9 protein-coding genes and 1 pseudogene are annotated in these 10,854 nt (G+C 71.8%); 5 read left to right on the top strand and 5 right to left on the bottom strand.

The annotated features are described in order from the left end of the window. Nucleotides 1-151 precede the first annotated feature (151 nt). Together MOTC310_RS25440 and MOTC310_RS25435 are read right to left on the bottom strand one after the other, a co-directional pair. Nucleotides 152-1,549 (bottom strand): MdtA/MuxA family multidrug efflux RND transporter periplasmic adaptor subunit, encoded by a 1,398-nt coding sequence (locus tag MOTC310_RS25440; protein ID WP_331303762.1) that lies wholly within the window; start codon nt 1,547-1,549, stop codon nt 152-154. Between the two features lie 287 nt (nt 1,550-1,836). Then, nucleotides 1,837-2,013 (bottom strand): hypothetical protein, encoded by a 177-nt coding sequence (locus MOTC310_RS25435; protein WP_331303761.1) that lies wholly within the window; start codon nt 2,011-2,013, stop codon nt 1,837-1,839. A 353-nt stretch (nt 2,014-2,366) separates the two neighbouring features. Between MOTC310_RS25435 and MOTC310_RS25430 the strand changes: the two genes are divergently transcribed. From MOTC310_RS25430 to MOTC310_RS25415, 4 genes and pseudogenes are all read left to right on the top strand, one after another. After that, nucleotides 2,367-3,536 (top strand): aminotransferase, encoded by a 1,170-nt coding sequence (locus MOTC310_RS25430; RefSeq protein ID WP_331304112.1) that lies wholly within the window; start codon nt 2,367-2,369, stop codon nt 3,534-3,536. Between the two features lie 153 nt (nt 3,537-3,689). Then, the gene (locus MOTC310_RS25425; RefSeq protein ID WP_331289246.1) at nt 3,690-4,184 is read left to right on the top strand and encodes a DUF4112 domain-containing protein; all 495 of its coding nucleotides are present in this window, start codon (nt 3,690-3,692) and stop codon (nt 4,182-4,184) included. Nucleotides 4,185-4,285: 101 nt separating this feature from the next. Further along, nucleotides 4,286-5,458, top strand: a complete 1,173-nt coding sequence (locus MOTC310_RS25420; RefSeq protein ID WP_331304111.1) for an ABC transporter permease — start codon at nt 4,286-4,288, stop codon at nt 5,456-5,458. 393 nt (nt 5,459-5,851) lie between these two features. Beyond that, nucleotides 5,852-6,361 (top strand): annotated as a pseudogene (locus tag MOTC310_RS25415) (Ros/MucR family transcriptional regulator); the annotation flags it as partial. Between the two features lie 77 nt (nt 6,362-6,438). Here the strand turns inward: MOTC310_RS25415 and MOTC310_RS25410 are convergent. Then, entirely contained in the window at nt 6,439-7,872 is a 1,434-nt protein-coding gene (locus tag MOTC310_RS25410; RefSeq protein WP_331289245.1) for an FAD-linked oxidase C-terminal domain-containing protein, read from the bottom strand. Nucleotides 7,873-8,090: 218 nt separating this feature from the next. Between MOTC310_RS25410 and MOTC310_RS25405 the strand changes: the two genes are divergently transcribed. Further along, nucleotides 8,091-9,116 (top strand): KpsF/GutQ family sugar-phosphate isomerase, encoded by a 1,026-nt coding sequence (locus MOTC310_RS25405; protein ID WP_331289244.1) that lies wholly within the window; start codon nt 8,091-8,093, stop codon nt 9,114-9,116. Nucleotides 9,117-9,228: 112 nt separating this feature from the next. Here MOTC310_RS25405 and MOTC310_RS25400 read toward each other — a convergent pair whose 3' ends face one another. Beyond that, the gene (locus MOTC310_RS25400; protein WP_331303760.1) at nt 9,229-10,023 is read right to left on the bottom strand and encodes an SHOCT domain-containing protein; all 795 of its coding nucleotides are present in this window, start codon (nt 10,021-10,023) and stop codon (nt 9,229-9,231) included. A gap of 155 nt (nt 10,024-10,178) precedes the next feature. Then, nucleotides 10,179-10,778: a nitroreductase family protein gene (locus MOTC310_RS25395; RefSeq protein ID WP_331303759.1), complete on the bottom strand. Its 600-nt coding sequence runs from the start codon at nt 10,776-10,778 to the stop codon at nt 10,179-10,181. Nucleotides 10,779-10,854 lie beyond the last annotated feature (76 nt).

Raw genomic sequence — 10,854 nt, 5'->3', positions numbered from 1 at the left:
GGCCGGCCGCGCGATCCCCGGAGTCCGCCTGCGAGGCCCGCTGGCGCGGTCACCTCAGGACGAGGATGGAATCGGGATTGACCTTCCGGAATCGTCCCAGATCCGCGCAGGGGGGAGGGGAGGCCGCGGGTCCCACGCGCCGGGGCCGCCCTCACTGCGCCTGACGGCGCCGGTGCCGACGACCGCCCTCCGCTGTGCCCTGGGGCTCGGTCGCCGCGGCATCTGCCGGCGCGCCGGGCTTCACCTCACCCTGACCGTCCGGCTTCGCCGCCGCGGCCTTGCCGTCGCCCGCGGCCGTCTGCGCGCCCTCGGTGATCCGGACCGGCGCGCCGTCCTTCAGCCGGTCGGTGCCGTCCGTGACGACGCGGTCGCCCGGCTTCAGGCCGGAGGCCACCACGGTGTGGGTCCCGTCGGTCTCGCCGGTCTTGATCGGCCGGACCGTGACCTTGCTGTCCCCGTCCATCAGGTAGACGTAGGTGCCGGGCGTGCCCTGGAGCAGGCTGGAATTCGGCACCAGCGTCGCGCCCCGCACCGTGTCGACGGTCAGCTTGGCGTTGACGAACTGGTTCGGGAACAGCTCCTCGTCGGAATTGTCGAACAGCGCGCGCAGCTTCACCGTGCCGGTGGTCGTGTCGATCTGGTTGTCGACCGTGTCGAGCCGGCCGCTGGCGATCTCGTGGGCGTCGCCGCGGTCGTAGGCCCGCACGGTGAGCTTCGCGCCGGCCCGCACCTGCCGCATCACCCGCGCGACGTCGTCCTCCGGCAGAGTGAACACGACCGAGATCGGGTGGAGCTGGGTCACCACCACGATCGCCGTCGAGGCGGCCGAGATGTAGTTGCCCTGGTCGACCTGGCGCAGGCCGACCCGCCCGTCCACCGGCGACGTGATATGCGTGTAGGCGATGTTGAGCTTCTGCTGGTCGACGAGCGCCTGGTCGGCCGCGACCGTGCCCTCGTTCTGCTTCACCAGGGCGGCCTGCGTGTCGACGTTCTGCTTCGAGATCGAGTCCTGCCGGTTCAGCGTCTGGTAGCGCTGCAGGTCGAGCTTCGAGTTCTGCAGGAGCGCCTGATCGCGGGCGAGCTGGCCCTGGTACTGGGCGAGCAGGGCCTCGTAGGGCCGGGAATCGATCCGGGCGAGCTCGTCGCCCGATTTGACCATCTGGCCTTCCCGGAACTGCACCTGGGTAAGGTAGCCGCTGATCTGCGACTTCACCGTCACGGTGGCGAGGGGCGTCACGGTGCCGAGGCCCTGCAGCACCACCGGCATGTCGCCGGTCGTGACGGCGGCGATGCCCACCGCCTGCGGCATGTCGGACCCGCCGTGCCGGCCGCCGCGGCCGCCGGTCCGGTGCGCCGTCGCGGGCTCCGCGCCCTTGTCGGTGCGCGCCTCGTACCAGCGATGGCCGATCGCCCCGGCGCCGGCGAGCAGCACCAGGATCACCAGCCAGCGGATCGGCCGGAACCGCCGCGTCCGGACCTCGCGCGCGGGCGCCTCACCGGGCTGGTAGGCCCGGGCCGTGTCGGTCCGGATCGGGGAACTCTCGTTCATGCCTGACTAGAGCACAGGACGGTCGTCTGCGCGACCGGCGGCACCCTATCCCTCGCTGTCGAAGCCCCCATGCCGCCCCCGGAACGCCGCGTCCCGGAAGCCCGTCCTGAAGCCGCCCGATCCCGCGGGAACCGGCGGCTCCGATCCCGTGTGCGGGAGCGTAAGCCCATAAAGCTGTCCGGACCCCGAACGGCTCCTTACCGCGGCGACATGGTCACCCGTGGGGTCACCGCCCGGTACGCGCCACCGGTGCCCGGCCAATGCGCCGTCACTAGGGCGGCGACGTTTCACTCGTGTTGCTGGAGACCGCCGGGCGCGTCCGGTGCCGCATAAGCGCGCAGCACGGCCCGGAAGGCGGGATCGACCGGGGTGACGGCCACGGTGCGGCGCAGGCCGAGCCCGAGGCCGCCGATCAGCAGCGCCAGGACTAGGCAGCCGAGGAACGCGCGTGTGGAGGGCCGCATCGTCGAATCCGGAGGCCGGCCCGGTGATCGGGCGGTCACCGCCGGACATGAAGAAAGGGCCACCGACCCGCAAGTCGATGGCCCTTCTGGGGACCGGAGCGGCACCCCGCTGACGGGGCGAGGGGGCGAAGCCCCGTCGGCGAGTGCGCCGCTCCGGCCGTGACCCGAACCTACGAGACGGCTGATGAATGTCAACATTCGTCAGCCGGCGGTTGCGCGCCGGAGACCGGGTCTGTGCGACTGCGCACATTCCGCAACGCGCGACGCCCATGCTACAGCCCGGCGATGCCGAGACCCGCCATGCCGACACCTTCGATGCCCGGCGCCGCGTGCCGTACCTCCCGCCGCGCCGCATGAAGCCCGCCGTCATCAACCCCGTCTTCGACGCGCTGCCCACGACGGTGTTCGAGACCATGTCGCGGCTCGCGCGGGTCCACGGCGCGATCAATCTCGGCCAGGGTTTCCCGGACGATCCCGGCCCGGAGGACGTGCGCGAGCGCGGCGCGCGGGCGCTCCGGGACGGCTGGAACCAGTACCCGCCGATGATGGGCCTGCCGGCCCTGCGCGAGGCGGTCGCCGCCCATTACGCGCACCACCAGGGCCTCGACCTTGACCCGGAGACCGAGGTGATGGTCACCTCCGGGGCGACCGAGGCGCTGGCCGGGGCGCTCCTGGCGCTGATCGAGCCCGGCGACGAGGTCGTGCTGTTCGCGCCCATGTACGACGCCTACCTGCCCCTGGTCCGGCGGGCCGGCGGCGTGCCGCGGATCGTGCCGCTGCAGCCCCCGGCCTTCCGCCTCGACGAGGCCGCCCTCGCGGCGGCCTTCGGTGAGCGCACCCGGGTCGTGGTGCTGAACAACCCGCTCAACCCGAGCGCCACCCTGTTCGCGCCGGACGACCTCGACCTGCTCGCCCGCTACTGCCAGCGTTTCGACGTGACCGCGCTCTGCGACGAGGTCTGGGAGCACGTGGTGTTCGACGGCGCGCGCCACCGGCCGCTGATGGCGCTGCCCGGCATGCGGGAGCGGACCGTCAAGATCGGCTCGGCCGGCAAGATCTTCTCGCTCACCGGCTGGAAGGTCGGCTTCGTGATGGCCGATGCCCGGCTGATGCGCGGGCTCGCCAAGGCGCACCAGTTCCTGACCTTCACCACGCCCCCGAACCTCCAGGAGGCGGTGGCCTACGGGCTGGCCAAGCCGGCGCCGTGGTTCGCGGCGATGCGGGCCGGCTACGCCCGGTCCCGCGACCGGCTGGCGGACGGCCTGCGCGCCCTCGGCTTCACCGTGCTGCCGGCCCAGGCCACGTGGTTCCTCAACGTCGACATCGCCGCCCTGGGCCACGCCGACGACGCGGCGTTCTGCGAGGCGCTCGTCACCCGCCACGGCGTCGCGGCCATTCCGGTGAGCGCCTTCTACCCGGACGCCTCCGTGCGCGGCCTCGTCCGGCTCTGCTTCGCCAAGGACGACGCAACCCTGGATGCGGCGCTCGAGCGCATGCGCGGGCTCCCCGGGGCGGCGGCATGAGGGGTGGCATGAGAAGCGGCGTGCGGGGCGGCGTGCGGGGCAGCATGACGGAGGTCGCGACGGGCGGCGCGCGCCGTGCGGGTGCCGTCCTTGCGGGGATCCGGACGCGGGGCCACATCGTTGGGGACGATGGCTTCCCGACGGATCCCGACCATGGACTTCACCCAGGCTGCCCGGGCCGGGCGTTTCGCCCGTGCCGAGACCTTCCCCGGGGGCGCGACCCGCTCCGGGACCCGGCCCCCCTTCCTGTCGGCGGATCTCGGTCGGGAGGCGAGCCTCGCCCGGCTGGAGACGCTGGCCCACCTGATGGACACGGCCTTCATCATCCCGGGCATCAACCGGCGGGTCGGGTTCGACGCGCTGATCGGCCTCGTGCCGGTGATCGGCGACGTGGCCGGCATGGTGATCTCGTCCTTCATCGTCTACGAGGCGAAGCGCCTCGGCGCGCCGCGCTGGCTGCTGGCCCGGATGGGCTTGAACGTGGCCTTCGACGGGCTGATCGGCGCGGTGCCGGTGGCGGGCGACCTGTTCGACGCCGCCTTCAAGGCCAACCGCCGCAACGTCCGCCTGCTGCGCCACTGGATGGAGCGCAGCGGCAACCTGCGGCCCACCGAGATCGAGGGCACCGCGACCCGGCTCGACGGCTGAGCGTCCCCGGCCTCCGCCCCGCGGCCGGCCGGTCGCGGGGCCGCCCGCGTCCCGGCGCGGCNGTCACGCGTCCCGGCGAGAGCGAGMTCGTGCCCGCGCCGATGCCCGGCGCCCAGCCGCTGGTCCTGCGGCCGGACGCGGGCGCGCCGCCTCCGGTCCTGCCCGAGACCGCGGGCCGGCGCGCCCGGCTGTCGCCGCTCAACCGGCGCCGCCTCGACAATTTCCGCCGCAACCGGCTCGGCTACGGATCGTTCGTGATCTTCGCGGTCCTGTTCGTGCTCAGCCTGTTCGCGGAATTCATCGCCAACGACCGCCCGATCGTGCTGTCCTACAAGGGCGAGTGGCTGGTCCCGGTCCTGGTCGACTATCCGGAGGAGAAGTTCGGCGGCTTCCTCGCCACGACCGATTACCGCTCCCCCGAGATCCGCAAGGAGATCGCGGCGAACGGCTGGGCGCTGTGGCCGCCGATCCCGTTCTCGTACGACACGATCAACGAGGACCTGCCGACGCCGTCGCCGTCGCCGCCCACCTGGATGCTCACGGACGCGCAGTGCAAGCCGGTCGCCGAGAAGCTCGGCGGCAGCACCTGCGCGGACATCCCCTGGCACTGGCTCGGCACCGACAACACCACGCGGGACGTGCTGGCGCGGGTGATCTACGGCTTCCGCATCTCGGTCCTGTTCGGCCTGATCCTGGCCGCGGTCTCCTCGGTGATCGGCGTCGTCGCGGGGGCCGTGCAGGGTTATTTCGGCGGCTGGGTCGATCTGACCTTCCAGCGCTTCATCGAAGTCTGGGGCGGCATCCCGACCCTCTACCTGATCATCATCATCTCGGCCTTCATCGCCCCGGGCTTCTTCGTCCTGCTCGGGATCATGCTGCTGTTCTCGTGGGTCGCGTTGGTGAGCGTGGTGCGCGCCGAGTTCCTGCGGGCGCGGAACTTCGAGTATGTCCGGGCCGCCCGGGCGCTGGGCCTGTCGAACATCCGCATCATGACGGTCCACCTGCTGCCGAATGCCATGGTGGCGACGCTGACCTTCCTGCCGTTCATCCTGAACGGCTCGATCACCACCCTGACCTCGCTGGACTTCCTCGGCTTCGGCCTGCCGCCGGGCTCGCCGTCCCTCGGAGAGCTTCTCGCGCAGGGCAAGGACAATCTGACGGCGCCGTGGCTCGGATTGACCGGCTTCCTGGTCATTGCCGTGATGTTGAGCCTGCTCGTCTTCGCCGGCGAGGCGGTGCGGGACGCCTTCGATCCGCGCAAGACTTTCGCCTGAGCTCGCGACCGGGCGGCGAAAATGACGCAGGGCCCCGCCCCGCGCTCGCACAACTGTACGAAGATTGCGCATTGTGCCCGCAGGACCGGGCGGCAACCGTATACGATCGTCTAGGTCGGGCCTTGGACCTGGGCGTAAAGGTCTCTGCCGGCTGCGAAAACCCGCTTCGAGGAAGCGACTAGAATTCGCCGATCGGACACCGATAAAGCCCCTCAGAAGTGTCCCTTAAGTGCCGCCAATGCAACCATACCCTGTAAGGCTCGCCGTGTGATGCAGAGTTAGACTTCGGTCTCATCACAGATAATTGTATGAATCGCCTTGCATTTTTCAGACGCTGTCTTAACTCGCGAACAGTGGGTAGCCCATCAGGCTTTTATGCCGAGGAATGAGAGAATGTCAGAAGCTGCGCCGACATCGCAATTGGACTTCATCGAGCGGACCGTGGACGTTGTCGCGGCCTACGTTTCCAACAACTCCCTGCCCTCGGCCGAATTGCCGGCCCTGATCGCGAGCATCCACGAGGCGCTGAACACGATCGGGGCCGGCCCGGCCGCTCCGGTGACCGAGAGTGTCGAGCGGCCGTCGCCCGCCCAGATCCGCAAGTCGATCCGTCCCGACGGGCTGGTCAGCTTCATCGACGGCAAGTCGTACAAGACGCTGAAGCGCCACCTGACCAAGCACGGGCTGGATCCGCAGACCTACCGCGAGCGCTACGGCCTGCCGGCCGATTACCCGACCACCTCGGCCAACTACTCGGCGCAGCGCTCGGCGCTCGCCAAGAGCCTCGGCCTCGGCCAGCCGGGCCGGTCCCCGTCGGCCGACAAGGCGGTGGCCCCCGCCGAGGAGGCGCCCGCCGCCGCCACCTCCGCCGCCACCTCCGGCCGCCGCAAGGCCGCGACCGCCTCGACCCGGCCTCCCCGGGCCGGACGTCCCCGGCCGGACCCCGCGGGCGGTCCGGCGCGAACGGCGCGCGGCCCGGTTCAGGCCGCGAGGCGCCCGTCCAGCGGGAACACCTTGGCGGGGTTCAGCATCCAGTCCGGATCGAACACCGCCTTGACCCGCATCTGCTGCTCGAGATCGACCTGATCGTACTGGAAGCGCATCAGCTCGCGCTTCTCGATGCCGACCCCGTGCTCGCCGGTGAGGCAGCCGCCGACCTCGACGCAGAGCTTCAGGATCTCGTCGCCCGCGGCCTCGGCCTTCTGCAACTCGCCGGGCCGGTTGATGTCGAACAGGATCAGCGGGTGCAGGTTGCCGTCGCCCGCGTGGAACACGTTGGCGACCCGCAGGCCCTTCTCGGCGCAGATCGCCCCGATCCGCTCCAGCACCGGCCCGAGCTGGCCGGTGGGGATCGTGCCGTCCATGCAGATGTAGTCGGAGATCCGGCCGGTCGCCCCGAAGGCCGATTTGCGGCCCTTCCAGATCGCGGCCGATTCCGCCTCCGAGCGCGAGACCCGCACGCTGGTCGGGCGGAAATCCTGGGCGATCGTCTCGATCCGCGCCAGCATCGCGTCGCACTCGGCGTCCGAGCCCTCGACCTCGATGATCAGCATCGCCTCGGCGTCGCGGGGATAGCCGGCCTGGGCGAAATCCTCTGTGATCAGGATCGCCTCGCGGTCCATGTACTCGATCGCCACCGGGATGATCCCGGCCGCGATGATCGCCGCGACGCAGTCGCCCGCATCCTCCACCTTCGAGAAGCCGACCAGCACCGGCCGCGCCCCTTCCGCCGCCCGCAGGATCCGCACGGTCGCCTCGGTGACGATGCCGAGCTGACCCTCCGAGCCGCAGACGAGGCCGAGCAGGTCGTAGCCGCCGCTGTCGAGGTGCTGGCCGCCGATCTCCACCACGGTGCCGTCGTTGAGCACCAGGGTGACGCCGAGGAGGTTGTTGGTGGTCACGCCGTACTTGAGGCAGTGCGCGCCGCCGGAATTCATCGCGATGTTGCCGGCGATCGTGCAGGCGAGCTGGCTCGACGGGTCTGGAGCGTAGAAGAAGCCCTCGTGGCTGACCGCCCCGGAGATCGCCAGGTTGGTGATGCCGCTCTGCACCCGGGCGGTGCGGTTGGCGAAGTCCATGTCGAGGACCCGGGTCATCTTGCCGACGCCCAGGATGATCGCGTCGGCCTGCGCGATGGCGCCGCCCGCGAGCGACGTGCCGGCGCCGCGGGGCACGACCCGCACGCCGTTGGCGTGGCAATAGGCCATCACGGCGGCGACCTCGGCGGTGGTGGAGGGCAGGACCACGGCCAGCGGCATCTGCCGGTATGCGGTCAGGCCGTCGGTCTCGAAGGCTCGGCGCTCGTCCTCGCTCACCACCAGCGCCTCCGGCGCGACCAGGGGCGCGAGGCCGGCCAGGATCGCCTCGCGGCGGGCGAGGATCGCGGGATCGGGGTCGGGGAAGCGGATGGTCATGGGGCTCGTGCCCTCCTCGGGGCCCGCGGCGCGGGACGGCGTGCCGGCAGCATGGACCTCGGCGGGCGCGCCTTCAACCGGAGTGCGGCGCTGCGTCGTCCCCGCGTCACATTTCAACCACGACGGCTGCCTAGCGTCGCCGGAGACGCCTCGCTGCGCCGATCCCCGATGCCGGCCCTCGGCGCCGGATCCGGTCGGACGGGTCCAGAACGGAAACGATGAACGCTCCCGCCTCCAGCGCCCTGCGCGACGACCGCTACGACGCGCCGTCGGCGCATCTCGCCACCACCCGCGACCTCGGGATCCGCAGCCTCCAGCTCGGCATCGCGGCCCTGCAGGAGGCGAGCGCGGCCTTCCAGGGCCGGCTCGGCGCGGCCTTCGAGGAGGCGGTGCAGACGATCCTGCAGAGCAAGGGCCGCGTCATCGTCAGCGGGATCGGCAAGAGCGGCCATGTCGGCCGCAAGATCGCCGCGACGCTGGCCTCCACCGGCACGCACGCCTTCTTCGTCCATCCCACCGAGGCGAGCCACGGCGATCTCGGGATGATCGCCCGGGACGACGTGATCATCGCGCTGTCGTGGTCGGGCGAGACCGCGGAGCTGTCCGACCTCGTCGGCTTCAGCCGCCGGTTCTCGATTCCCCTGGTCGCCATCACCCGCAACGGCGAGAGCACCCTGGGCAAGGCCGCCGACGTGCTGCTGGAGCTGCCCCGCGTGCGGGAATCCTGCCCGCACGACCTCGCGCCGACCTCCTCCAGCCTGATCCAGCTGGCGCTGGGCGACGCCCTGGCGGTGGCGCTCCTGGAGCGGCGCGGCTTCACCTCGGCGCGCTTCCACACCCTGCATCCCGGCGGGACGCTGGCAGCCCGCCTCAGGACCGTGCAGCAGGTGATGCACGGGCCCCAGGACATGCCGCTGGTCCACGAGACCGCGCTGATGTCCGAGGTGCTGATCGAGATCGCGGCGCGGCGCTACGGCTGCGTCGGCGTCACCGACGCGGCCGGCCGCTTGGTCGGCATCGTGACGGACGGCGACCTGCGCCGCCACATGGGCCCGGCGCTCCTCGACACGCCGGTCTCGACGGTCATGACCCGGGACCCGGTGACCGTGGAGCCCCACAAGCTGGCCCAGGCGGCTCTGGAACTGATGAACCGCCGGCTGATCACGGCGATCTTCGCGGTCACGGACGGTCGGCCGGTCGGCATCGTGCACGTCCACGACCTGCTGCGCGTCGGCATCGTCTGAGGCGCTCCGGGGTCGGCCAGTCCGATCCGCGCCCGCATCCTGCGAGGCCTCCGCCGCGCTCCGGCGCCCAGGACGAGGACGGAGGGGGCGACGGCGGCGGGTCGGGCGCCGGTCACAGCCGCGCCAGCAGCTCCGCCTTCTTGGTCGCGAATTCCGCGTCGGTGAGCACGCCGCGCGCGTGCAGGTCGGCCAGCCGCTCGATGGTCGTGAGCACCGCGTCCGCGGGAAAGCGGTCCGGCGCGGGCGCCGGCCTCTGCGCCGTATCCGCTCGGCTGGGATCCACGCGGCTGGGATCCACTTGGCTGGGATCCACTTGGCGCGGCGCGGCGACCTCCGCCTCGATCCGGCGCAGGCGGTCCAGGGCGACGGCCCCGGCCGGTCCCGTGAAGCCGAGGCTGCCGTTCGCCTGCGACACGCCGGTGATCCGGTGCTCGCCGGTGTCGTAGAGCGCGACACCGGACCCCGCGTCGACGGCGAGCCGCCTTCTGTCCGGGAAATAGGCGTAGCGCAGACCGTCCTGCGCGCCGGTGCTCGCCGGATCCCCGAGGCCGGCCGGCCACCACTCGCCGCCGCCCCGGCGCGCGGCGGGCGCGGCCTCCGAGAAGCCGCCCGCCGGGAGCGCCCCGGCCAGCTCGGTGCAGAGCGCGTCGACCCGCGCCTTCAGCGCGTCGTCGAACATCCGGCCGACCATCACCATCCCGCCGGAGAACCACTGCCCCATCCCGCCGAGATCGGGATGGTCGAACTGCGCCATCGTGCCGTGGCCACGCTCCAGGGCCCGGATCAGGTGGCGCACCGCGTCCAGGCTGACCCCGTGGCGCTCGGCGACGGCCTGCAGCCCGGGGACGGGATCGAACGGCCCGTCATCCCGGAACGGGTCGGACGCGGCGGTGTCGGACGGATCCATGAGCCAGCTCCCGAAGCGTCGGAGGGCCGACAGGAGGCGCGCGGCGGCGGCTTCCTGCCGGCCCGGGTCGAGCCCGAGGGCGGGCGCCCACGGGCCTGCGACGACGTCGCGATGCGGAGCCAATCCCCGGTCGCGCAAGCGGGTTCCGGCCCGTCTCAGCCGGCGGCCGGCGGGAACGGGCCCGCGATGGTGAAGTCGGTGATCGGCCGGCGGCCGTTCGGGGTCTCGCGGGGCCGCTGCTCCTCGGTGAGCTCCGCCTCGGGCGTCTTGCGGCCGACCGCGAAGGCGGCCTCGATCCGGTGGTTCTCGGGCAGGCGCAGCACCGCGGGGGCGCGGACATGGTCGAACCCGACCATGCCGTGGGCGTGCCAGCCCTGGTGGATCGCCTGGAGCTGGAAGGCCAGCGAGGCGGTGCCGGCGTCGAAGGAGTGGCTGTAGGAGGGCTTCAGCTCGTCGCCGACCTTCATGAGCCCGTTCGAGACCAGGAACAGGATCGCGCCGGTGCCGGACACCCATTTCTGATTGCCCGGCACCAGGAGGTCGAAGAACGTGTCCCAGTGGGCGTCCCCCCGGAGCGCGTAGAGGAAGCGCCAGGGCTGCGAGTTGTAGGCGGAGGGCGACCAGCGCGCCGCCTCGATCATCCGCATCAGCTCGGATTCGGGCACGGCCTCGCCCGTGAAGGCGCGGGGCGAGTGCCGCTTCACGAAGACCGGATCGATGGCGTGGTCGGCTTGGCGGGGCGGGGGCAGGCTCAAGGGGTTCGTCTCCGGAAGGGCGGGGCGCCCGGGCCGGCCGAGCTTGCCCGAAACGCCCGCCCGGAGGCAAACCCGG

It is taken from the genome of Methylobacterium oryzae, from assembly GCF_036441375.1.
In the GTDB taxonomy this organism is placed as follows: Bacteria; Pseudomonadota; Alphaproteobacteria; order Rhizobiales; family Beijerinckiaceae; genus Methylobacterium; species Methylobacterium oryzae_A.
Note: the sequence above shows the minus strand (reverse complement) of the source record. Positions and strands in the feature narration are given on the sequence as shown.